The sequence below is a fragment of the Streptococcus mitis genome (genome assembly GCF_047464965.1).
In the GTDB taxonomy this organism is placed as follows: Bacteria; Bacillota; Bacilli; order Lactobacillales; family Streptococcaceae; genus Streptococcus; species Streptococcus mitis_DU.
Genome location: NZ_JASHAT010000012.1, coordinates 15,765 through 40,813, shown reverse-complemented (window position 1 = coordinate 40,813; position 25,049 = coordinate 15,765). Strand labels below are relative to the sequence as shown.

18 protein-coding genes and 2 pseudogenes are annotated in these 25,049 nt (G+C 43.1%); 18 read left to right on the top strand and 2 right to left on the bottom strand.

The window, feature by feature from the left end; translation table 11 throughout:
- Window positions 1-225: 225 nt before the first annotated feature.
- The 10 genes and pseudogenes from comA to purH all read left to right on the top strand — a co-directional run bounded on the left by comA (window position 226) and on the right by purH (window position 13,926).
- Entirely contained in the window at window positions 226-2,379 is a 2,154-nt protein-coding gene (gene comA / locus QM408_RS08300; RefSeq protein WP_261150658.1) for a peptide cleavage/export ABC transporter ComA, read from the top strand.
- 12 nt (window positions 2,380-2,391) lie between these two features.
- Entirely contained in the window at window positions 2,392-3,741 is a 1,350-nt protein-coding gene (gene comB, locus QM408_RS08295) for a competence pheromone export protein ComB (protein WP_049515841.1), read from the top strand.
- 169 nt (window positions 3,742-3,910) lie between these two features.
- Window positions 3,911-4,618: a phosphoribosylaminoimidazolesuccinocarboxamide synthase gene (gene purC, locus QM408_RS08290; protein WP_023947414.1), complete on the top strand. Its 708-nt coding sequence runs from the start codon at window positions 3,911-3,913 to the stop codon at window positions 4,616-4,618.
- Window positions 4,619-4,694: 76 nt separating this feature from the next.
- A pseudogene (locus tag QM408_RS09295) lies at window positions 4,695-4,763 on the top strand (phosphoribosylaminoimidazolesuccinocarboxamide synthase); the annotation flags it as partial.
- A gap of 55 nt (window positions 4,764-4,818) precedes the next feature.
- Complete coding sequence (locus tag QM408_RS08280; protein WP_261150657.1) at window positions 4,819-8,544, top strand: phosphoribosylformylglycinamidine synthase; 3,726 nt, start codon at window positions 4,819-4,821, stop codon at window positions 8,542-8,544.
- A 93-nt stretch (window positions 8,545-8,637) separates the two neighbouring features.
- Window positions 8,638-10,080, top strand: coding sequence for an amidophosphoribosyltransferase (gene purF / locus QM408_RS08275; RefSeq protein ID WP_033685267.1), 1,443 nt, complete (start codon window positions 8,638-8,640; stop codon window positions 10,078-10,080).
- A gap of 217 nt (window positions 10,081-10,297) precedes the next feature.
- On the top strand, window positions 10,298-11,320 hold the full coding sequence (gene purM / locus QM408_RS08270; protein ID WP_033685266.1) for a phosphoribosylformylglycinamidine cyclo-ligase: 1,023 nt from the start codon (window positions 10,298-10,300) through the stop codon (window positions 11,318-11,320).
- Window positions 11,317-11,868: a phosphoribosylglycinamide formyltransferase gene (purN, locus tag QM408_RS08265; RefSeq protein WP_033685265.1), complete on the top strand. Its 552-nt coding sequence runs from the start codon at window positions 11,317-11,319 to the stop codon at window positions 11,866-11,868. Before purM ends, purN begins: the two co-directional genes overlap by 4 nt.
- Window positions 11,869-11,912: 44 nt before the next feature.
- Entirely contained in the window at window positions 11,913-12,377 is a 465-nt protein-coding gene (locus QM408_RS08260; protein ID WP_020903302.1) for a GNAT family N-acetyltransferase, read from the top strand.
- Between the two features lies 1 nt (window position 12,378).
- Entirely contained in the window at window positions 12,379-13,926 is a 1,548-nt protein-coding gene (gene purH, locus QM408_RS08255) for a bifunctional phosphoribosylaminoimidazolecarboxamide formyltransferase/IMP cyclohydrolase (protein ID WP_033685263.1), read from the top strand.
- Between the two features lie 156 nt (window positions 13,927-14,082).
- On the opposite strand, the gene QM408_RS08250 is transcribed toward purH, so the two are convergent.
- A complete protein-coding gene (locus QM408_RS08250) occupies window positions 14,083-15,255 on the bottom strand; it encodes an AIPR family protein (protein ID WP_261150654.1) in 1,173 nt (390 codons plus the stop codon).
- A 117-nt stretch (window positions 15,256-15,372) separates the two neighbouring features.
- Here QM408_RS08250 and QM408_RS08245 point away from each other — a divergent pair, with 117 nt between their 5' ends.
- From QM408_RS08245 to purB, 8 genes and pseudogenes are all read left to right on the top strand, one after another.
- Window positions 15,373-15,648: a helix-turn-helix domain-containing protein gene (locus tag QM408_RS08245; RefSeq protein WP_033685261.1), complete on the top strand. Its 276-nt coding sequence runs from the start codon at window positions 15,373-15,375 to the stop codon at window positions 15,646-15,648.
- Window positions 15,649-15,714: 66 nt separating this feature from the next.
- Window positions 15,715-15,783, top strand: a pseudogene (locus tag QM408_RS08240) (IMP cyclohydrolase); the annotation flags it as partial.
- Between the two features lie 120 nt (window positions 15,784-15,903).
- Window positions 15,904-17,166: a phosphoribosylamine--glycine ligase gene (gene purD / locus QM408_RS08235; protein ID WP_070528168.1), complete on the top strand. Its 1,263-nt coding sequence runs from the start codon at window positions 15,904-15,906 to the stop codon at window positions 17,164-17,166.
- A 93-nt stretch (window positions 17,167-17,259) separates the two neighbouring features.
- Window positions 17,260-17,376 (top strand): phosphoribosylaminoimidazole carboxylase, encoded by a 117-nt coding sequence (locus QM408_RS08230; RefSeq protein WP_078228439.1) that lies wholly within the window; start codon window positions 17,260-17,262, stop codon window positions 17,374-17,376.
- 31 nt (window positions 17,377-17,407) lie between these two features.
- Complete coding sequence (purE, locus tag QM408_RS08225; protein WP_049515832.1) at window positions 17,408-17,899, top strand: 5-(carboxyamino)imidazole ribonucleotide mutase; 492 nt, start codon at window positions 17,408-17,410, stop codon at window positions 17,897-17,899.
- Window positions 17,886-18,977, top strand: a complete 1,092-nt coding sequence (purK, locus tag QM408_RS08220; RefSeq protein WP_049515830.1) for a 5-(carboxyamino)imidazole ribonucleotide synthase — start codon at window positions 17,886-17,888, stop codon at window positions 18,975-18,977. Before purE ends, purK begins: the two co-directional genes overlap by 14 nt.
- Before the next feature lie 9 nt (window positions 18,978-18,986).
- Window positions 18,987-19,214, top strand: a complete 228-nt coding sequence (locus QM408_RS08215; protein ID WP_049515828.1) for a hypothetical protein — start codon at window positions 18,987-18,989, stop codon at window positions 19,212-19,214.
- A gap of 63 nt (window positions 19,215-19,277) precedes the next feature.
- Window positions 19,278-20,576 carry an adenylosuccinate lyase gene (gene purB / locus QM408_RS08210; protein ID WP_214614935.1) on the top strand — a complete coding sequence of 433 codons (1,299 nt, stop codon included), beginning with the start codon at window positions 19,278-19,280 and terminating at the stop codon, window positions 20,574-20,576.
- A gap of 178 nt (window positions 20,577-20,754) precedes the next feature.
- Here the strand turns inward: purB and QM408_RS08205 are convergent, their stop codons facing one another.
- Window positions 20,755-24,795 (bottom strand): family 20 glycosylhydrolase, encoded by a 4,041-nt coding sequence (locus tag QM408_RS08205; RefSeq protein WP_261150653.1) that lies wholly within the window; start codon window positions 24,793-24,795, stop codon window positions 20,755-20,757.
- Between the last annotated feature and the right edge of the window lie 254 nt (window positions 24,796-25,049).

Here is a 25,049-nt window from a genome sequence, read left to right as displayed (position 1 = left end):
CTACCAATGATTTATTTGTCCCAAGCTTGCCTAGGGTGTCAGTAAAAAATCACTTTCCTTTCATACCATATTTTTAGTAGGCAGGACATTTGTTCTGCCTATTTTTTTATCCCAAAAGTGCAGTTGGGAGGTAGATAGGCGCATTTGGGGAAGAAGTCCAGTTTTTGTTTGGGAATTGGGGTAAGATAGATATTATCAGATGAGTTTAGGAAAAAGGAGATGAATATGAAATTTGGGAAACGTCACTATCGTCCGCAGGTGGATCAGATGGACTGCGGTGTAGCTTCATTAGCCATGGTTTTTGGCTACTATGGTAGCTATTATTCTTTGGCTCACTTGCGAGAATTGGCCAAGACGACCATAGATGGGACGACGGCCTTGGGCTTGGTCAAGGTGGCAGAGGAGATTGGCTTTGAGACGCGAGCGATCAAGGCGGATATGACACTCTTTGACTTGCCAGATTTGACTTTTCCTTTTGTTGCCCATGTGCTTAAGGAAGGGAAATTGCTCCACTACTATGTGGTGACTGGGCAGGACAAGGACAGCATTCATATTGCCGATCCAGATCCTGGGGTGAAATTGACAAAACTGCCACGTGAGCGTTTTGCGGAAGAATGGACAGGAGTGACTCTGTTTATGGCACCTAGTCCAGACTACAAGCCTCATAAGGATCAAAAGAATGGTCTGCTCTCTTTTATTCCTATATTAGTGAAGCAGCGTGGCTTGATTGCTAATATCGTTTTGGCAACACTCTTGGCCACCTTGATTAACATTGTGGGTTCTTATTATCTGCAGTCTATCATTGATACCTATGTGCCAGATCAGATGCGTTCGACACTGGGGATTATTTCTATTGGGCTGGTCATTGTCTACATCCTTCAGCAGGTCTTGTCTTACGCTCAGGAGTATCTCTTGCTTGTTTTGGGGCAACGCTTGTCGATTGATGTAATTTTGTCCTATATCAAGCATGTTTTTCACCTGCCTATGACCTTTTTTGCGACACGTCGTACAGGGGAAATCGTGTCTCGTTTTACGGATGCTAACAGTATCATCGATGCGCTGGCTTCGACCATTCTTTCGATTTTCTTGGACGTGTCAACGGTCGTCATTATTTCCCTTGTTTTATTTTCACAAAATACCAATCTCTTTTTCATGACCTTATTGGCGCTTCCTATCTACACAGTGATTATCTTTGCCTTTATGAAGCCGTTTGAAAAGATGAATCGGGATACCATGGAAGCCAATGCGGTTCTGTCTTCTTCTATCATTGAGGACATCAATGGTATTGAGACTATCAAGTCTTTGACCAGTGAAAGTTCACGCTACCAAAAGATTGACAAGGAATTTGTGGATTATCTGAAAAAATCCTTTACCTATAGTCGGGCAGAGAGTCAGCAAAAGGCTCTGAAAAAAGTTGCCCATCTCTTGCTCAATGTCGGCATTCTCTGGATGGGGGCTGTTCTGGTCATGGATGGCAAGATGAGTTTGGGGCAGTTGATTACCTATAATACCTTGCTGGTTTACTTTACCAATCCTTTGGAAAATATCATCAATCTGCAAACTAAGCTTCAGACAGCGCAGGTTGCCAATAACCGTCTGAATGAAGTTTATCTGGTAGCTTCTGAGTTTGAGGAGAAGAAAACAGTTGAGGATCTGAGCTTGATGAAGGGAGATATGACTTTCAAGCAGGTTTCCTACAAGTATGGCTATGGTCGAGATGTCTTGTCAGATATCAATTTGACCATTCCCCAAGGCTCTAAGGTGGCTTTTGTGGGAATTTCAGGGTCAGGTAAGACGACCTTGGCCAAGATGATGGTTAATTTTTATGATCCAAGTCAGGGAGAGATTAGTCTGGGTGGTGTCAATCTCAATCAGATTGATAAAAAGGCCCTGCGTCAGTATATCAACTATCTGCCTCAACAGCCCTATGTCTTTAACGGAACGATTTTGGAGAATCTTCTTTTGGGAGCCAAGGAGGGGACGACTCAAGAGGATATCTTACGGGCGGTCGAGTTGGCAGAGATTCGGGAGGACATTGAGCGCATGCCACTGAATTACCAGACAGAATTGACTTCGGATGGGGCAGGGATCTCAGGTGGTCAACGTCAGAGAATTGCTCTGGCGCGTGCTCTCTTGACAGATGCGCCGGTCTTGATTTTGGATGAGGCAACTAGCAGTCTGGATATCTTGACTGAGAAGCGAATTGTCGATAATCTCATGGCTTTAGACAAGACCTTGATTTTCATTGCTCACCGCTTGACCATTGCTGAGCGGACAGAGAAGGTTGTTGTCTTGGATCAGGGCAAGATTGTTGAAGAAGGAAATCATGCTGATTTACTTGCACAGGGTGGCTTTTACGCCCATTTGGTGAATAGCTAGAAAGAGGAGAGGATGAAACCAGAATTTTTAGAAAGTGCGGAGTTTTATAATCGTCGTTACCATAATTTTTCCAGTCGGGTGATTGTCCCCATGTCCCTTCTGCTCGTGTTTTTGCTTGGCTTTGCAACTTTTGCAAAGAAGGAGATGAGTTTGTCTACTAGAGCTACTGTCGAGCCTAGTCGTATCCTGGCAAATATCCAGTCAACTAGCAATAATCGTATTCTTGTCAATCATTTGGAAGAAAATAAGCTGGTTAAAAAGGGAGAACTGTTGGTTCAATATCAAGAAGGGGCAGAGGGTATCCAAGCGGAGGCCTATGCTAGTCAGTTGGACATGCTCAAGGATCAAAAAAAGCATTTGGAGTATTTGCAAAAGAGTTTGCAAGAAGGGGAGAACCACTTTCCAGAGGAGGATAAGTTTGGCTATCAAGCCACCTTTCGTGACTACCTCAGCCAAGCAGGTAGTCTTAGGGCTAGTACATCGCAACAAAATGAGACCATCGCGTCCCAGAATGCAGCAGCTAGCCAAACCCAAGCCGAAATCGGCAACCTCATCAGCCAAACAGAGGCTAAAATTCGCGATTACCAGACAGCTAAGTCAGCTATTGAAACAGGTGCTTCCTTGGACAGTCAGAATCTAGCCTACTCTCTCTACCAGTCCTACAAGTCTCAGGGCGAGGAAAATCCGCAATCTAAGGCACAAGCAGTTGCGCAAGTTGAAGCGCAGCTTTCTCAGTTAGAATCTAGTCTCGCTACTTACCGTGTCCAGTATGCAGGTTCAGGTACGCAGCAAGCCTATGCGTCAGGCTTAAGCAGTCAATTGGAGTCTCTCAAATCCCAACACTTGGCAAAGGTTGGTCAGGAATTGACCCTTCTAGACCAGAAAATCCTGGAAGCAGAGTCAGGCAAGAAGATTCAGGGAAGTCTTCTAGACAAGGGGAAAATTACGGCGAGTGAGGATGGGGTTCTTCATCTTAATCCTGAGACCAGTGATTCTACCATGGTAGCAGAGGGGACTCTACTAGCCCAACTCTATCCGTCCTTGGAAAAAGAAGGGAAAGCCAAACTCACAGCTTATCTAAGTTCAAAAGATGTAGCAAGGATCAAGGTCGGTGATTCTGTTCGCTATACTACGACTCATGATGCCAAGAATCAAATTTTCTTAGATTCTACTATTACAAGTATTGATGCGACAGCTACTAAGACTGAAAAAGGGAATTTCTTTAAAATCGAGACGGAGACTAATCTAACTTCGGAGCAGGCTGAAAAACTTCGGTACGGGGTGGAAGGTCGCCTGCAGATGATTACGGGCAAGAAAAGTTACCTACGTTATTATTTAGATCAATTTTTGAACAAAGAGTAATGTTCGTATTTTTAGAGTTAAATGATTTTAAAACTGTGAGAAAGATTTTTCTTGCAGTTTTTTCTTTATGATTTTTGAGATTACTACGTTATTTATTCGGATAAATTCTTGTAATTTTAGGTTTTTTATGGTAGAATGTTCTAAAGTAATACGAAAGGCGAACTTTAAAATGTCAAAACAATTGATCTATTCGGGAAAAGCTAAAGATATCTATACAACTGAGGATGAAAATCTTATTATTTCAACTTACAAGGACCAGGCGACTGCTTTCAATGGTGTTAAGAAGGAGCAGATTGCGGGTAAGGGAGTGTTGAATAATCAGATTTCATCTTTTATTTTTGAGAAATTAAATGCGGCGGGTGTGGCGACTCACTTTGTGGAGAAACTTTCGGACACGGAACAACTCAATAAAAAGGTTGAGATTATTCCGCTGGAAGTCGTGTTTCGCAACTACACGGCTGGTTCCTTTTCAAAACGTTTTGGCGTTGATGAAGGAATCGCCTTGGAGACTCCGATTGTCGAATTTTACTATAAAAATGATGATTTGGATGATCCCTTTATCAATGACGAGCATGTGAAATTCCTACAGATTGCGGATGATCAGCAGATTGCCTACTTGAAGGAAGAAACGCGTCGTATCAATGAACTTTTGAAAGTCTGGTTTGCTGAGATTGGGCTTAAATTGATTGACTTTAAGCTAGAGTTCGGTTTCGATAAGGATGGCAAGATTATCTTAGCAGATGAATTTTCACCAGATAATTGCCGTTTGTGGGATGCAGATGGCAACCACATGGATAAGGATGTTTTCCGTAGAGGATTGGGAGAGCTAACAGACGTTTATGAAGTTGTCTGGGAGAAGTTGCAAGGTTTGAAATAATCTGTTTGCAACGGAAAACCTTCGTCTCTCAACTAAAAGGACTCAGGCTGAAAAGGTCCCCCAGACCTTTTCACTCCGTAGAGGATTGGGAGAACTAACAGATGTTTACGAGATCGTCTGGGAAAAGTTGCAGGAATTGAAATAACAACCTCAAGGTCGTTGGGAATATTACAAGAGCTGAAATAAAGGAATAAGGATTGATGGATAAACGTATTTTTGTTGAAAAAAAGGCTGATTTTCAGGTAAAGTCAGAGAGTTTGGTAAGAGAACTCCAGCATAACTTGGGGCTTTCAAGCTTGAAAAGCATTCGCATTGTGCAAGTTTATGATGTCTTTGATTTGGCAAAGGACTTGTTTGCACCTGCGGAAAAACACATCTTCTCTGAGCAGGTGACAGACCATGTCTTGGACGAATCGACTGTGCAGGCGGATCTGGACAACTATGCTTTCTTTGCCATTGAAAGCCTGCCTGGTCAATTTGATCAGCGTGCAGCTTCTTCACAGGAAGCCTTGCTTTTGCTGGGAAGTTCGAGTGACGTGACGGTCAACACAGCCCAACTTTACTTGGTCAATAAAGATATTGATGCGACTGAGTTAGAAGCGGTCAAGAACTATCTGCTCAACCCAGTTGATTCTCGTTTTAAGGACATCACGACAGGGATTGCCAAGCAGGAATTTTCAGAGTCGGACAAGACCATTCCGAAATTGACTTTCTTTGAAAGCTATACGGCAGAAGACTTTGCCCGCTACAAGGCTGAACAAGGGATGGCTATGGAAGTGGATGATTTGCTCTTTATCCAAGACTATTTCAAGTCAATCGGGCGCGTACCGACGGAAACAGAACTCAAGGTTTTGGACACTTACTGGTCTGACCACTGCCGTCACACGACTTTTGAGACAGAGTTGAAACACATCGACTTTTCAGCTTCTAAATTTCAAAAGCAATTGCAGTCAACCTATGACAAATATATCGCTATGCGCGATGAGTTGGGGCGCTCTGAAAAACCGCAAACCTTGATGGATATGGCCACTATTTTCGGTCGTTATGAGCGTGCTAATGGACGTTTGGATGATATGGAAGTGTCAGACGAAATCAATGCTTGCTCAGTAGAAATCGAAGTGGATGTTGATGGTGTCAAAGAACCATGGCTCCTCATGTTTAAAAACGAAACCCACAATCACCCAACTGAGATTGAGCCATTTGGTGGGGCGGCTACTTGTATCGGTGGTGCTATTCGTGACCCATTATCAGGTCGCTCATATGTTTACCAAGCCATGCGTATCTCGGGTGCTGGAGATATTACCGCACCGATTTCGGAAACGCGTACTGGGAAATTGCCACAACAAGTCATTTCTAAAACAGCGGCTCATGGTTATTCTTCATATGGTAATCAGATTGGGCTTGCGACGACCTATGTTCGTGAATACTTCCACCCAGGCTTCGTTGCTAAGCGTATGGAGTTGGGTGCCGTTGTCGGTGCTGCTCCTAAGGAAAATGTAGTCCGTGAAAAACCGGAAGCGGGGGATGTCATTATCCTGCTCGGTGGTAAGACTGGACGTGATGGTGTTGGTGGTGCGACAGGTTCTTCTAAGATTCAAACAGTTGAATCGGTTGAAACAGCTGGAGCTGAGGTTCAAAAGGGGAATGCCATCGAAGAACGCAAGATTCAACGTCTTTTCCGCAATGGCGCTGTCACTCGTCTCATCAAGAAATCCAACGACTTTGGTGCAGGTGGAGTCTGTGTAGCCATCGGTGAATTGGCAGACGGTCTTGAAATCGACCTCAATAAGGTTCCTCTTAAATACCAAGGCTTGAACGGTACAGAAATTGCTATCTCTGAATCTCAAGAACGGATGGCTGTGGTAGTTCGTCCTGAGGATGTAGATGCCTTCGTTGCTGAATGTAACAAAGAGAATATTGATGCTGTTGTGGTTGCGACAGTAACTGAAAAACCAAATCTAGTCATGCACTGGAATGGTGAAACCATTGTCGACTTGGAACGTCGTTTCCTTGACACCAATGGTGTGCGTGTGGTCGTCGATGCTAAGGTTGTGGACAAGGATGTCACACTCCCAGAAGAACGTCAAACATCTGCTGACACACTTGAAGCAGATACCCTTACGGTTCTATCTGACCTCAACCATGCGAGTCAAAAAGGATTACAGACTATCTTTGACTGCTCTGTTGGACGCTCAACGGTTAATCACCCACTTGGTGGTCGTTACCAACTCACACCAACTGAGGCATCTGTGCAGAAATTACCAGTTCAACACGGTGTGACTCATACTGCGTCAGTCATGGCTCAAGGATTCAACCCATATATAGCAGAATGGTCTCCATACCACGGTGCTGCCTATGCGGTTATCGAAGCGACAGCTCGTTTGGTGGCTGCTGGTGCCAACTGGTCTAAGGCTCGCTTCTCTTACCAAGAGTACTTCGAGCGCATGGACAAACAAGCTGAGCGTTTTGGTCAGCCAGTAGCAGCGCTTCTAGGTTCTATCGAAGCACAGATTCAGCTTGGTTTGCCATCTATAGGTGGGAAGGACTCTATGTCTGGTACTTTTGAAGAATTGACAGTGCCACCAACCTTGGTTGCCTTTGGGGTGACGACGGCAGATAGCCGTAAGGTCCTCTCTCCAGAGTTCAAAACTGCTGGTGAAAACATCTACTACATCCCAGGTCAAGCCCTCTCTGCAGAAATTGATTTTGACTTGATTAAGAAAAACTTTGCTCAGTTTGAAGACATCCAAGCTGGTCACAAAGTGATTTCTGCATCAGCTGTCAAATATGGTGGTGTGGTTGAAAGTTTGGCTCTTGCTACCTTGGGAAATCATATTGGTGCAGAGGTGACTTTGCCTGAACTTGAAACAGCTTTGACAGCTCAATTAGGAGGATTTGTCTTTACCTCTCCTGAAGAAATCACTGGAGTAGAGAAGATCGGTCAAACGAAATCAGACTTTACACTGACTGTCAACAGTGTGAAGCTAGATGGACACAAGCTTGACAGTGCTTTCCAAGGCAAACTGGAGGAAGTTTACCCAACAGAATTTACTCAAGCTAAAGAACTTGCTGAAGCACCAGCTGTGGTATCAGATGTTGTGATTAAAGCAAAAGAAAAGGTTGAAAAACCTGTGGTCTATATCCCAGTCTTCCCAGGAACCAACTCAGAATATGACTCAGCTAAGGCTTTCGAAAAAGAAGGCGCAGAGGTCAACTTGGTGCCATTTGTGACCTTGAATGAAGAAGCTATTGTCAAGTCAGTTGAAACTATGGTTGACAACATCGGCAAGGCTAACATCCTCTTCTTTGCAGGTGGATTCTCAGCTGCGGATGAGCCAGATGGATCAGCTAAGTTTATTGTTAACATCCTGCTTAATGAAAAAGTGCGTGTAGCTATTGATAGCTTTATCGCTCGTGGTGGCTTGATTATCGGTATCTGTAATGGATTCCAGGCTTTGGTCAAATCAGGTCTTCTTCCATACGGGAACTTTGAAGATGCCACTAGTACTAGCCCAACTCTCTTCTACAATGATGCCAACCAACACGTGGCCAAGATGGTAGAAACTCGCATTGCCAATACTAACTCACCATGGCTTGCTGGAGTGCAAGTGGGCGATATCCATGCTATTCCTGTTTCGCACGGTGAAGGGAAGTTTGTCGTGACAGCTGAGGAATTTGCAGAGCTCCGTGACAATGGACAAATCTTTAGCCAATACGTGGACTTCGAAGGCAAACCAAGTATGGATTCTAAGTACAATCCAAATGGTTCTGTCCATGCCATCGAAGGAATTACCAGCAAGAATGGTCAAATCATCGGTAAGATGGGCCACTCAGAACGTTATGAAGACGGTCTTTTCCAAAACATCCCAGGCAATAAAGACCAGCACCTGTTCGCGTCAGCGGTTAAATACTTTACTGGAAAATAAGACTTGCAGATGTTCTAATAGATAGTATCAGTAATGTAAAAGTCATGTAGATTTAGCTCTTGGCGCTACACAAATAAAAATTAGGTATATAAAATGACATACGAAGTAAAATCTCTTAATGAAGAATGTGGTGTTTTCGGTATCTGGGGGCATCCAGATGCTGCTAAATTGACCTATTTTGGGCTCCATAGTCTTCAGCACCGTGGTCAGGAGGGGGCAGGAATCCTCTCCAACGATCAGGGACAATTGAAGCGCCATCGTGACATGGGTCTTCTATCAGAAGTCTTCAGAAATCCTGCTAACTTAGATAAATTGACAGGAACTGGTGCGATTGGGCATGTACGTTATGCGACTGCTGGCGAAGCTTCTGTAGATAACATCCAGCCCTTCCTCTTCCGTTTTCACGATATGCAGTTTGGCTTGGCTCATAATGGGAATCTGACCAATGCAGCCTCTCTCAAGAAAGAATTGGAACAAAGAGGAGCAATTTTCAGCGCGACTTCGGACTCGGAAATTTTGGCTCATCTCATTCGTCGCAGTCATAATCCGAACTTGATGGGCAAAATCAAGGAGGCGCTCAGTCTAGTTAAAGGTGGTTTTGCCTATATCTTGCTGTTTGAAGACAAGTTGATTGCGGCTCTTGACCCTAATGGCTTCCGTCCGCTTTCTATCGGGAAAATGGCTAACGGAGCGGTGGTTGTTTCCTCTGAAACCTGTGCTTTTGAGGTTATTGGTGCTGAATGGATTCGTGATTTGAAGCCAGGTGAGATTGTGATTATTGATGACAAGGGCATCCAGTATGACAGCTATACAGATGATACCCAGTTGGCGATTTGCTCTATGGAGTATATCTACTTTGCTCGCCCTGATTCTAATATCCATGGCGTTAATGTCCATACGGCACGTAAACGTATGGGTGCCCAATTGGCGCGTGAATTCAAGCATGAGGCGGATATCGTAGTTGGTGTGCCCAATTCTTCCCTCAGCGCGGCTATGGGCTTTGCTGAAGAGTCCGGGCTACCAAATGAAATGGGGTTGATCAAAAACCAATACACTCAACGCACCTTTATCCAGCCGACTCAGGAATTGCGGGAACAAGGTGTGCGGATGAAACTATCTGCTGTTTCTGGTGTTGTAAAAGGCAAGCGTGTGGTTATGGTTGATGACTCTATTGTACGCGGAACAACCTCTCGTCGTATCGTTCAGCTCTTGAAAGAAGCGGGTGCAACTGAGGTTCACGTTGCTATTGGCAGTCCAGCGCTAGCTTATCCGTGCTTCTACGGGATTGATATCCAGACCCGTCAGGAACTGATTGCGGCTAATCATACGGTCGAAGAAACTCGCCAAATCATTGGAGCGGACAGTCTGACCTATCTTTCTGTTGAGGGATTGATTGATTCGATTGGGATTGAAACAGATGCGCCAAATGGTGGTCTATGTGTCGCTTACTTTGACGGTGACTACCCAACACCTCTCTACGACTATGAGGAAGACTATCGTCGAAGTTTGGAAGAAAAGACTAGTTTTTACAAGTAGGCGTCAGATTCTCCATTAAAGAAAAGGAAAAAACAAATGACAAATAAGAATGCTTATGCTCCACGTCTCACTACTGACTAAAAGCTAAAGCATTTGTCAGTAGACGCTTTCTCCTATGGGACCAAAGCTAGAGACCTGACTAGTATTTTTAGATAAAATAATTGTTTATCTAAAAATACGTCGCAATCTTTCCCAAAAAAAGAAAAGGAAAAATAAAATGGCAAATAAAAATGCGTACGCTCAATCTGGTGTGGATGTTGAAGCGGGTTATGAAGTTGTTGAACGAATCAAAAAGCACGTGGCTCGTACGGAGCGTGCAGGTGTCATGGGAGCTCTGGGTGGCTTTGGTGGTATGTTTGACCTTTCAAAGACTGGGGTTAAAGAACCCGTTTTGATTTCAGGGACTGATGGTGTCGGAACCAAGCTCATGCTGGCTATCAAGTACGACAAGCACGATACTATTGGTCAGGACTGTGTGGCCATGTGTGTCAATGATATCATTGCTGCAGGTGCGGAGCCCCTCTATTTCCTTGACTACGTCGCAACTGGCAAGAATGAACCAGCTAAGCTAGAACAAGTGGTTGCTGGTGTGGCAGAAGGTTGTGTGCAGGCAGGCGCTGCCCTCATCGGTGGGGAAACAGCTGAAATGCCTGGTATGTATGGTGAAGATGACTACGACTTGGCTGGTTTTGCAGTCGGCGTAGCTGAAAAATCTCAAATCATAGACGGTTCAAAAGTAGCTGAAGGTGATGTCCTTCTCGGGCTTGCTTCGAGTGGTATTCACTCAAATGGTTTCTCACTCGTGCGTCGTGTTTTTACCGACTACACAGGTGAGGAAGTCTTGCCAGAATTGGAAGGCAAGCAACTCAAGGAAGTTCTTCTTGAGCCGACTCGTATCTATGTCAAGGCTGTTTTGCCACTCATCAAGGAAGAGTTAGTCAACGGTATTGCCCACATCACTGGTGGTGGCTTTATCGAAAATGTCCCTCGTATGTTTGCAGCTGACTTGGCTGCTGAGATTGAAGAAGACAAGGTTCCCGTGCTTCCAATTTTCAAAGCCCTTGAAAAATACGGTCAGATCAAACATGAGGAAATGTTTGAAATCTTCAATATGGGTGTGGGGCTTATGCTGGCAGTTAGCCCTGAAAATGTAAGTCGTGTCAAGGAATTGTTGGATGAACCAGTCTATGAAATTGGTCGTATCGTCAAGAAAGAAAACGAAAGTGTCATCATCAAATGAAAAAAATAGCGGTTTTTGCCTCTGGTAATGGCTCAAATTTTCAGGTGATTGCTGAAGAATTTCCAGTAGAGTTTGTCTTTTCAGACCATCGTGACGCCTATGTGCTCGAACGTGCAGACAAACTCGGCGTTCTGTCCTATGCTTTTGAACTCAAGGAGTTTGAGAGTAAGGCAGACTACGAAGCAGCACTTGTGGAGCTCTTGGAAGAACATCAGATTGACTTGGTTTGTCTAGCAGGCTACATGAAAATCGTTGGGCCAACCTTATTGGCGGCTTATGAAGGTCGGATTGTCAACATTCATCCAGCCTACCTGCCAGAATTTCCAGGAGCTCATGGGATTGAGGATGCTTGGAATGCTGGCGTTGCTGAGAGCGGCGTGACCATTCATTGGGTGGATTCAGGTGTGGATACAGGAAAGGTTATCAAACAAGTGCGTGTGCCACGACTAGCTGATGATACGATTGACAGTTTTGAAACTCGGATTCATGAGGCAGAGTACAAGTTGTATCCAGAGGTTCTGGATAGCTTGGGAGTTGCACGAAAATAACATCGAAGTCAAGTTTTGATTGCGCAATCTTGCTAGGAGAAAAAATGATTGAACTGAAATTAGTAGATGAGAGCAGTTTTCAGGCAGTGCTGGATTTGAAAATATCTGAAGCTGATGAACGAGCACGTTTTGTAGCTCCAAATGTGCGTTCTTTAGCTGACGCATGGCTCTACCGGAAAAATGACGATGTGTTTCCGATGGCGATCTATTGGGATAAGCAAGTGGTTGGCTTTCTCCTGCTGGAAATAGACAAGGATGAAGCGGAATACTTTATCTGGCGGATAATGATTGGCCAACAGTACCAAGGGAGAGGTTATGGACGAAAAGCTGTGGAAGTTCTGATCAAAAAGGCTCAGATGGATAGCACTTGCAATCATATTATCGCAGATTATGTGGTTGGAAATGAAAAAATGAAGCACCTGTTGACTAGTTTGGGTTTTCAGGAAACAGGATTTATAGAAGAAAATAACGAAGTCGCTATGCGCTTGGACCTAAAGAAAGAGGAATAGAATGACGAAAAAAGCTTTAATCAGCGTCTCAGATAAAGCGGGCATTGTTGAATTTGCCCAAGAACTCAAAAAACTTGGTTGGGAGATTATCTCGACAGGTGGGACCAAGGTTGCCCTTGACAATGCTGGGGTGAACACCATTGCTATCGATGATGTGACCGGTTTTCCAGAAATGATGGATGGTCGTGTTAAGACCCTTCATCCAAATATACACGGTGGCCTCCTCGCTCGTCGTGACTTGGATAGTCATCTGGAAGCGGCCAAAGACAATCAAATCGAGCTCATTGACCTTGTAGTGGTCAATCTCTATCCCTTTAAAGAAACGATTCTCAAACCAGACGTAACTTACGCTGATGCAGTTGAAAACATTGATATCGGTGGGCCATCTATGCTTCGCTCAGCAGCGAAAAATCATGCCAGCGTAACGGTTGTGGTAGATCCAGCTGACTACGCTGTGGTTCTTGACGAATTGGCAGCAAATGGAGAAACAAGTTACGAAACTCGTCAGCGTTTGGCAGCCAAGGTTTTCCGTCACACAGCGGCTTATGACGCCTTGATTGCAGAGTATTTTACAGCTCGAGTGGGTGAAAGCAAGCCTGAAAAGTTGACCTTGACTTATGACCTCAAACAAGCTATGCGTTACGGTGAGAACCCTCAACAAGACGCGGATTTCTACCAAAAAGCTTTGCCAACAGACTATTCGATTGCTTCAGCGAAACAGCTCAATGGGAAAGAATTGTCATTCAACAATATCCGCGATGCGGATGCTGCTATTCGTATCATCCGTGACTTCAAAGACCGTCCAACCGTTGTGGCTCTCAAACACATGAACCCGTGCGGTATCGGTCAAGCTGACAACATCGAAACTGCTTGGGACTACGCCTATGAATCTGACCCAGTGTCTATCTTTGGTGGGATTGTCGTTCTCAACCGTGAGGTGGATGCTGCAACAGCTGAGAAGATGCACGGCGTTTTCCTCGAGATCATCATCGCACCGAGCTATACGGATGAGGCGCTAGTTATTTTGACCAATAAAAAGAAAAACTTGCGTATCCTTGCCTTGCCATTTGACGCTCAAGAAGCGAGTGAAGCGGAAGCTGAATATACTGGTGTGGTCGGTGGACTTCTCGTGCAAAATCAAGATGTGGTGAAAGAAAGCCCAGCTGACTGGCAAGTGGTGACCAAACGCCAGCCAACTGAGACAGAAGCGACTGCTCTTGAGTTCGCTTGGAAGGCTATTAAGTACGTCAAATCAAACGGTATCATCGTGACCAATGACCACATGACGCTTGGTGTTGGCCCAGGTCAAACTAACCGTGTGGCTTCTGTTCGTATTGCCATTGACCAAGCTAAAGACCGTCTTGACGGCGCTGTGCTTGCTTCCGATGCCTTCTTCCCATTTGCGGATAACGTGGAAGAAATCGCCAAAGCAGGCATTAAAGCTATTATTCAACCTGGAGGATCAGTCCGTGACCAAGAATCTATCGAAGCGGCTGACAAATACGGCTTGACCATGATCTTCACAGGCGTAAGACATTTTAGACATTAAGATTTTATTCATTTTCCGTTAAATTTATTTTATCGTATACCAGTATTAATGATAAAAATTTTTAAAATATAGAAAAAGCACTCAAATCAAAGTTGAGCGCTTTTTTGATAGTTTAAGTTACACAAACTGTGCAGATTCTTCTATAAAAAATTTATCTTAATTTCTTTCATTCAAAAGCTTGTCCAATAGTAAATCCTTTCTGACACTGTCAACGATTCTATAATTAGCTTGCCATAGTGTTTTGCTTTTTCCAACTTGTTGAGGGTTAGTATCTGTGTCGAAAGTATTTTGTACCAGTCTTGTTCCAGCGATGTTCCATACATCTTTAGGATCGAATTCCCAACTGATTTTTCCGTCGGACTCTCTAAGTAATGCTCTAAAGGCACCGAAAATAGGCATCAAAAAACCAGTAGAGATATTGTAATTGATAGATTGTTCAGTGAAGTCGGTATAATAACTTCCAGATCCCTCAACTCCACGAATTCTTCCGAATGCTGCATTCTTTCCTTCAGAATTTTTGTATTCTTGGTATTTGTTAGGAAGTTCCTTTTGAATTAGCTCATAAAGATCAACTAGGTCAGGGAGAAAAGGTGCTAATTTTTCATAGATATTATTGTCTGTTCCGAATTCCTTTTGATAATCTTTGAATACTGCTTGTTTTCCAGAATATGCAGATACTGGTGCAGTACTATCGTCTGGAAAACGTTTAATATTGAAAGTAAACATCAAACGAATTAATTCAGAAATTGGAATTCTTTTATTATCGTTATCTTTATAAGCAATTTCTGAGGCGTATTGTTCATTTAACAACGAGTCTTTAATTAGATCAAACTTATCATCTAGTTCAAATAATGCGATATCACTAACTTGAGCAGAAGTGTTTCGTGCATCGGCTATACGTGACACGGTCAATTGTTCACCGACAATAATTTCAAGTTTGACAAACTTATCTAATCCGGAGTGAATTTGATCTCTATTATCTATAATCGCTTTGTATGTATGACCACCATCCAGAATTCCGTAATTTTGAGGGTCATCTCCTAAATCTAAAGATACTAAATTTTGATTGGGTGTGAATTTGAATCGTTTAGCAACAATTACTATTCCTCGATTATTGATGTCGAAATCAGTATCAGGCGATTTGACAGCGTTAATTAACGATTTGGCAACCACTGTAGTCATTTTAGGTTGTCTTGGATTGACTTCCATCGGTAAGTTGGAAGGGAGATCTCTAAAGTTGAGATATACAAAATAAGTAGTGACACCTTTTTGTGAAGGGGATTCGATAGTTCGAACAGCGCTAGCTTTAAAATTAAATGTTGAGCTCATAGTAAGCCTCCTAAAAATTTATTCAGCAAGTTGATTTTTCAATTGCTATACTAGTATTATATCTTTTTTAAAAAAAGAAACAATGAACCTAGGTTCTGTTTATGTTATAATAAAAATATGACTTTGAGAAAAAATGAAACACAACACAGAGAAATAGGAAATTTAATAAGAAAACATAGAGCGAGTTTAACAGACTTACCAAAATCTAGACAGGGATTTATAGATGATCGAAGCCAAAAATTTTTTGATTGTGATGATTGGATTAGTGAAAAGACGCTATGTAACTACGAAAATGGTAAAAATATTCCATCGTTAGAAAATATTCGTAACTTATCTATTGCTTTAGAAATTGATGAGCTTGAATTTGTTAAAGAAATATTGGACTTACTTTAATCAATTTCTATTTGAACTTAGATTTCCAAAACCAGTCTATATTAAGAATTTAATTTATAAGCATATTCTATCGAAGCTGCTGATAAATACGGCTTGACCATGGTCTTCACAGGCGTGAGACATTTTAGACATTAAGAACGTAAAGGAAAGAAAACAGTTTCTTTCCTTTTTTTGATTAAAAGACAGAACGAAACAGGATTAAAACGAACGTTTGTGATATAATATTAGTAAATAATTCGCAAAAGAGGTTGAGAGATGAAGCTGTTAGTTGTCGGTTCTGGTGGTCGTGAACATGCGATTGCTAAGAAGTTGCTTGAGTCAAAAGAGGTAGAAAAGGTTTTTGTAGCTCCTGGAAATGACGGAATGACTCTGGATGGTTTGGAGTTGGTAAATATCTCTATTTCCGAACATTCTAAATTGATTGAGTTTGCAAAAACCAACGATATTGCTTGGACCTTTATTGGTCCAGATGATGCCCTTGCGACTGGTATCGTGGATGATTTCCATGCAGCTGGTCTCAAAGCCTTTGGTCCGACAAGATTGGCAGCTGAGCTGGAGTGGTCCAAGGATTTTGCCAAGGAAATCATGGTCAAATACGGCGTTCCGACAGCAGCCTATGGCACGTTCTCAGATTTCGAGGAAGCCAAGGCCTATATCGAAAAGCAGGGTGCGCCTATCGTAGTCAAGGCGGATGGCTTGGCGCTTGGGAAAGGTGTCGTTGTTGCGGAGACGGTTGAGCAAGCAGTCGAAACCACTCATGAGATGCTTTTGGACAATAAATTTGGGGACTCAGGTGCGCGTGTGGTTATTGAGGAATTCCTCGACGGAGAGGAATTTTCACTTTTTGCCTTTGTCAATGGTGATAAGTTCTACATCATGCCAACGGCTCAGGACCACAAACGTGCCTATGATGGCGACAAAGGGCCTAACACGGGTGGTATGGGTGCCTATGCGCCAGTTCCACACTTGCCACAGAGCGTGATTGACACAGCAGTGGAGACTATTGTCAAGCCAGTCCTAGAGGGCATGATCCAAGAAGGGCGTCCATATCTGGGAGTTCTTTACGCAGGGCTTATCTTGACAGCTGATGGACCTAAGGTTATCGAGTTTAATGCTCGCTTTGGAGATCCTGAAACTCAGATTATTCTACCTCGATTAACCTCTGATTTTGCCCAAAATATTACGGATATCCTCGATGGCAAGGAGCCAAACATCACCTGGACGGACAAGGGTGTGACTCTGGGTGTGGTTGTCGCATCTAACGGTTATCCGCTAGACTATGAAAAAGGTGTCAAGTTACCAGCCAAGACAGAAGGTGACATTATCACCTATTATGCAGGGGCTAAGTTTGCGGAAAATAGCAGAGCACTGTTATCAAACGGCGGACGTGTCTATATGCTCGTCACCACAGCAGATACTGTCAAAGAAACTCAAGACACCATCTACCAAGAACTCGCCCAACAAAAAACAGAAGGCCTCTTTTACCGAAAAGATATCGGAAGTAAAGCTATTCGATAAAGGTATAAGAAAAAGCGATGCAGTCGTCAAGTACGTTAATAGTCGTTTGATTTGCGAGCGTTAGCGAGCTAATATAGAACAATCACCGCTGTTGTGCAAGAACGATTGAATGACAATACAATTGTTCAGGGAAATTGGAAGACCTTGGGCTTCCGATTTAGGCATGAGACACCTTTGGTGGCTGCTGCCGTCCCTCACAACCTAAGGTGATTGAAAAAAGAAAGGAAAGAAAAGGAAAATCATGACCAAACCAATTATTTCCATCATCATGGGCTCAAAATCCGACTGGGCAACCATGAAAAAAACAGCAGAAGTCCTAGACCGCTTCGGTGTAGCCTACGAGAAGAAGGTTGTCTCTGCCCATCGCACACCTGATCTCATGTTCAAGCATGCCGAAGAAGCGCGTAGTCGTGGTATCAAGATCATCATCGCAGGTGCAGGTGGCGCAGCTCATTTGCCAGGGATGGTCGCAGCTAAAACAACCCTTCCAGTCATTGGTGTGCCCGTAAAATCGCGTGCCCTTAGTGGTGTGGACTCGCTTTACTCTATCGTACAGATGCCGGGTGGCGTACCTGTTGCGACAATGGCTATCGGTGAAGCAGGAGCGACAAACGCTGCCCTCTTTGCCCTTCGTCTCCTTTCAGCAGAAGATCAGGCTATCGCGACAGCTTTGGCAGATTTTGCAGAAGAACAAGGAAAAATCGCAGAGGAGTCGACAAATGAGCTCATCTAAAACAATCGGAATTATCGGTGGCGGCCAGCTGGGTCAAATGATGGCCATTTCTGCTATCTACATGGGCCACAAGGTTATCGCGCTGGATCCTGCTGCAGATTGCCCGGCCTCTCGCGTGGCGGAAATCATCGTGGCTCCTTATAACGATGTGGATGCTCTTCGTCAGTTGGCGGAGCGCTGTGATGTTCTTACCTATGAATTTGAAAATGTCGACGCCGATGGTTTGGATGCTGTCATCAAGGATGGACAACTCCCTCAAGGGACAGACCTGCTTCGCATTTCCCAAAATCGGATTTTTGAAAAGGACTTTCTCTCAAATAAGGCTCAAGTCACTGTAGCACCATACAAGGTTGTGAATTCTAGCCAAGACTTGGCGGAGATTGATCTGTCCAAAAACTATGTCCTCAAGACTGCGACTGGTGGCTACGATGGGCATGGGCAAAAGGTCATTCGCTCAGAAGCAGACTTGGAAGAAGCCTATGAACTAGCAGATTCAGCTGACTGTGTCTTGGAAGAATTTGTTAATTTTGACCTTGAAATTTCTGTTATCGTCTCAGGAAATAGCAAGGATGTGACAGTCTTCCCAGTTCAGGAAAATGTCCACCGTAACAACATTCTATCTAAGACCATTGTGCCAGCTCGCATTTCTGAGAGTTTAGCAGACAAGGCCAAAGCTATGGCAGTGAGAATCGCTGAGCAACTCAACTTGTCTGGAACACTTTGTGTGGAAATGTTTGCGACAGCTGATGACATCATTGTCAACGAGATTGCCCCGCGTCCACACAATTCAGGACACTACTCAATCGAAGCCTGTGACTTCTCTCAGTTTGATGCCCATATTCTAGGTGTTCTCGGAGCACCATTGCCAGCCATCAAACTACATGCCCCAGCCGTCATGCTCAATGTTCTCGGCCAGCATGTCGAGGCTGCTGAGCAATATGTGACAGAAAATCCAAGCGCCCACCTCCACATGTATGGTAAAATAGAAGCGAAGCACAACCGCAAGATGGGACATGTGACTTTGTTTAGTGATGAATCAGATAGTGTGGATGAGTTAGGGAAAGGGATTGATTTTTAGGACAAGTCTATGATACAAATAATCGTTAACGCTTTTGTTGAAAAGGATAAGACTGGAGCAGTTGTCGAAGTCTTGTTTGCTAGCAGTGATCACGAAAAGGTAAAGGCTAAATATGAAAAGCTAGTTGCTCTATATCCTGAAAACTATTTAGCAATTTATGATTTACCATTGGATACCGATCTCAATGAATTACTACACTATCCATCTGTGTTTATTGGAAAAGAGGAGTTTGAGTAGAAATCTTGGTTTACCTAGATAGCTTATTCCCAACAGCTTAAGAAGAAAGGAAAAATGAACAACATGATTAACCGTTACTCTCGCCCTGAGATGGCGAATATTTGGAGTGAAGAAAATAAATACCGTGCTTGGCTTGAGGTGGAAATCTTGGCTGACGAGGCATGGGCTGAGTTGGGGGAAATCCCTAAGGAAGATGTAGCTTTGATTCGTGAAAAAGCGGACTTTGACATCGACCGTATTTTGGAGATTGAGCAGGAGACGCGTCACGATGTGGTGGCTTTCACGCGTGCAGTTTCTGAGACGCTTGGTGAAGAGCGTAAGTGGGTCCACTATGGTTTGACTTCTACCGACGTGGTGGATACGGCCTACGGTTATCTTTACAAGCAGGCCAACGACATCATCCGTCGTGACCTTGAAAACTTCACTAACATCATCGCTGATAAGGCTAAGGAGCACAAGTTTACCATCATGATGGGACGTACCCACGGTGTGCACGCTGAACCTACAACCTTTGGTCTGAAATTGGCGACTTGGTATAGCGAAATGAAGCGCAACATCGAGCGTTTCGAGCATGCGGCTGCTGGAGTGGAAGCTGGTAAGATTTCTGGTGCGGTTGGTAACTTTGCAAATATCCCACCATTTGTTGAAAAATACGTCTGCGACAAGCTTGGTATCCGTGCCCAAGAAATCTCTACACAGGTGCTTCCTCGTGACCTTCACGCTGAGTACTTTGCAGTACTTGCAAGTATCGCGACTTCTATCGAACGTATGGCAACGGAGATCCGTGGTCTTCAAAAATCAGAACAACGCGAAGTAGAAGAATTCTTTGCTAAAGGGCAAAAAGGGTCTTCAGCAATGCCTCACAAACGTAACCCTATCGGTTCTGAAAATATGACAGGTCTTGCGCGTGTTATCCGTGGTCACATGATTACAGCTTATGAAAACGTCGCACTCTGGCACGAACGTGATATTTCTCACTCGTCAGCTGAGCGCATCATCACACCAGATACAACTATTTTGATCGACTACATGCTCAACCGTTTTGGAAATATCGTCAAGAACTTGACGGTCTTCCCAGAAAATATGATACGCAACATGAACTCTACGTTTGGTCTTATCTTTAGCCAACGTGCCATGTTGACCTTGATTGAAAAAGGCATGACCCGTGAGCAAGCCTATGACCTGGTGCAACCAAAAACAGCTTACTCTTGGGACAATCAAGTAGACTTTAAACCACTTCTTGAAGCAGATCCAGAAGTGACATCACGCCTCACACAAGAGGAAATCGACGAAATCTTCAACCCTGCATACTATACCAAACGAGTGGATGATATCTTTGAACGTATAGGACTGGGTGATTAATTAAAAAAAGAGGCTGGGCATCCAGTCTCTTTAAAATCAGAAAACCGCATCTTATCAGGTGTTGACATACCTTGATAAGATGCGGTTTATTTTGGAAAGATTTATTTCTTTTTCTTCTGAAATTGAGTTTTATACTCAGCTCTCATTAGGTTTTAGGATATAAATCTTTCATTTTATCTTATTGAATCCATTCGCCGTCAGCATTTACAGCGTAGCCATCAATTGTTGTGTTGACAGCTAAGGCTCCTGAAGGGTATGAATAATACCATTTATCTTCAACTTGGAACCAACCAGTTTTCATTGTACCTGAGTTGTCAAGATAATACCATGTATCTCCTTGGTTGACCCAGCCGGTTTGCATGGCACCTGAGTCGTTGAGATAGTACCATGATCCACCTTGATCGATCCAACCAGTTTGCATAGCACCTGAGTTATCAAGATAATACCATGTACCATTTACTTTCTGCCAACCAGTTTTCATTACACCAGACTCATCTAGGTAGTACCATGCTCCGTCTTTAACCCAACCGGTCTTCACTTTATCTGCATGATCATAGTAATACCATTTGCTTTCAATTAATTTCCATCCAGGTTTACTATTTTTACCATCTGCTAATTGATGAGTGATTCCGTTAGCAGAGTTAGATTCAGCCTTAGGCCCGCTTTCAACAACTACTTTGAAAGGAGTTTCTGTTCGGCTAGGCTCTTCCTTAGGAATGTCTAGTCTAGGTTTTTCTTCTGCGATTGGAGCAAGGCCATTCTCATCGCCGACATGTGTAATTGGTGCTCCGAATTCCACAATTTGATCGACAGGTTCTTTGGTTACTTGACTATCTAGAACTGTTTCGCTGGCCTTTCCATTTTCAGTAAGAACAGATACGTAAGAAGTGCGTTCACCTAGAACTCCAGCTTTGACAACTTTTTCTTGGCCTGCTGGGAGATTCGGATTTTCTTTTCGAATGACTTTAAACGGAATGCTTTCTGTTTTCACAACTAGTTCAGGTTTGGTTTCAACGTTAGCAGCTAGTTCATTTTCATCTAGGCTTCCTGAATGAGTTGCAGATGGTTTGAGGCCTTGAAGAGCGGCCTTGAGCTTACCTACTAGTGCGTCTAATTCAGCTTGTTTGCTGCGGTTGAGGTTAAGGTTCAGTCCATCTTTTGCTGCCTTGAGTGCAGCTAGGCTCTCTGTGCTGTATCCGTCTAAGTTTGTAGGAATTTTAGCTAATTCTTCGCGGAGAGCATTATAATTAGCACGGAAGTAGTCTTTGTTGTGGTCTGCAAAGGCAGCCATGAGTTCAAAGATTTCCTCTTCCTTGTATTCAGCGCTTGGTTTATCTGCCCATATAGCTAACATACTACCAACTGTTGGAAGGTCAACTTCAGGATATTTGGTAGAAGCTAGTTGATTGAATGGAACTTTTCCAGAATTTTCAATTGCCTTTGAAAGAGGATAAGCTTCATCTTGTTTGTGATTTCCTAAAACATAGTACCAGTCACCGTTGGTATTCAAGAACTTATAGCCTTTGCTTGCCAGGTATTGAGGTGACGCAAGGTTGTAGCCCCACCAGCCTTTAGACCAGTAAGAAATCAAGACATCCTTATCGAATTCAGCATCATCCTTGTCTTCATAGTAGAAGCCATCGTTGAAGGCCATTGGTTGTAGCCCTCTTTCTTTGGCCATAGCAGCAAGGCTGTTAGAATAGTCTGCGAACTTGTTATAGAGTCCATACCATTTGAGGTAGTACCAACCTTGGGCGTTGGTCGCATCATTGGCATATTCATCTGTACCATAGTTGAATATCTTTGATTTATCAGCAAAGTAATCCATATACTTACCGATAAGGGCTTTGGTAAAGTTAAGGGCTTCTTGATTTTCAAGGTCCATGGTTGTTTTTGAGACCTTATCAAAGTTGGCTTGAGGATTCGCGATGCCAAGTTTTTCCATGGCGACCAGCATAGCATCCATATGTCCTGGGCTATTAATAGCTGGAATCAGACCAATACCTTTTTCCTTAGCGTATTTGGCAAGTTCTGTCACTTCTGCCTGTGTCAGTGCAGTACCGTTTGGATCGTCGTAGTAAGCTTTAGTTCCTTCGATAATAGCTTTTTTAACGTCATCACTAGCATAGGTTTTTCCGTTGGCAGTAATGGTCATATCATCGAGTAGGAAGCGAAGGCCATCATTTCCTAGAAGGAGGTGGGCATCAGAGTAGCCGAGCTCACTCGCCTTGTCTACGATGCGTTTGAGTTGATCTAGAGAGAAGTATTTGCGACCTGCATCGATGGAAATGACTTTATTCTTATTCAGTTTTTCAAGTTCGCGTTTAGCATCCTCTTCTTTTTGTGCTTCAGGGGTTAAGGCCAAGTTTTTAATAGCTTCTTGAAGGTTTACGATTGCTTGATCAATCGTGTCTTGTTGAGCACGGCTGAGGTTGCTATCGAGTGAACGGATGGCTTTTTCAGCTTCTTTTACAGCAGCAAAACTTTCAGCAGTATAGCGGTTAGAGTCTTTTGGAATAGTTTCTAGTGCTTTTTCTGCAGGTTGGTAGTTGGCTGCAAAGTATTCAGCGTTGGCATTTGCAAAATGACGCATAAGTTTGAAGAGGCGAGATGGTGAATAACGTGCAGATGGGGTATCGGCCCAAGCAGCTACCATACCACCGATGATTGGGACATCAGCTCCTTCTGTTTTGGGTACAGAAGTGATTGGTGTATTTTTAATACCATTGAGCCCCTGATCGAGATTGTACCAACCTTGACCATCAGCGTTTCGTCCGAGGACGTAGTACCAAGCATCGTTGGTATTAAGAATTTGGTGGCCTTTTTCAGCAAGTAGTTTAGAAGAAGCAACGTCATAACCACCCCAACCGCCAGTCCACATAGAAACGATGATATCTTTGTCAAAACTACCAAAGCTTGTGTCGCTATTGTAGTAGATACCGTCGTTAAAGGCCATTGGTTTGAGACCGTGTGATTTTACAATACGAGCAAGGTCATTGGCGTAAGAGATGAATTTCTCATATCCTTTTTCAGGGTAGCCTTCATTTGGATAATATTTATCAGCTTGAAGCACGCTCCAACCTTTAGCATTGGTTGCATCATTGGCATATTCATCTAAACCAATATTGAAGATTTCAGATTTGTTAGAGAAGTAGTTAGCGTATTTGTCAATCAAAGTTTTTGTAAAATCAACTGCTTGTTTATTATTTAAGTCAACAGTTCGTTCAGATTTTGTACCAAAATAATCAAAGTTAGGATTTTCAATGCCAAGTTCTTTCATAGCATGGAGAATAGCATCCATATGTCCAGGACTATTGACAGTTGGAATCACTCCAATTCCTTTATCTTTGGCATAATTAATCAAATCTGTCATCTGACTTTCAGTGAGATGGTTACCATTTGGATCATCGTAATAAGCATTTGTTCCATTTTCAATGGCGCGTTTGACATCATCACTCGAGTAGGTTTTATCGCCCACTTTCATAGACATATCATCCAGCATGAAACGGAGGCCATCGTTCCCTACCAAGAGATGAAGATCTGTGTAACCATATTCTTTCGCTTTATCGATGATTTCTTTGAGCTGCTCAGGTGAGAAATATTTACGTCCGGCATCAATTGAAACGATTTTTCGTTTAGCTAATTTTTCGTTTTCAGTTGCAGCACCTTCCTTTCCTGCCTCTGTTGCCGGTTTGTCAGCCTCTGCTTTCGGTTCATCTTTCTTAGCATCTTTTTCAGCTGGTTTATCCTTGTCAGCTTCTGGTTTATCAGTCTTATCTGTATCCGACTCTTTAGAATTAGCCTCTTTCGGAACTTCCTTTTTAGGGCTAGTTTCCTCTGCCTTTTTATCGGTAGTTTCTTTTTCAGCAGAAGTTGGAGTTACCACTTCTTCTTTATCACTAGGAGTTGAACTAACTTCCTCTTGTGGTTTTTCTTCTGTTTTTGGAAGACTAGCTACCGTATCAGTAGTCGGAGTTTCCGTTTCTACAGTTTTTGGAGCTTCTGGTTGAAGCTCTGCTTTAGGTGTTTCCTCAGTCCGATTTTCGGATGGTTGAGGGGAATCGGAAACCGTATGGATGGTCGGTTGGTTTTCCGTAGTAGTAGGAGTAACTCCATCGGCTGCAACAGCCTGTGCTTGGAAGGCAAATCCAATTAGAACAGAAGCTGCTCCTACAGCGTATTTACGAATGGAAAAACGTTGTTGTTTTTCTTGTTTCATTGCAAAACCTCCTGATTGTATTTTATATTGATAGCGTTTACATAAAACAACACCCTTATTTTATTTCTTATATTAATAAGAGTCAAGAGGAGGTGATAAAAAACTATAATAAGTATAAAAAAATATAAAATTTAAGCTTAAGATTTCAGATTGGTTGTAAAAGAAACATATATATATTTAGTAGAAATTTTTTAGCCCTATTTCTATAAAATACTCTACAAACTATAGAATCTACTATAAAAGGTAAGCGCTAC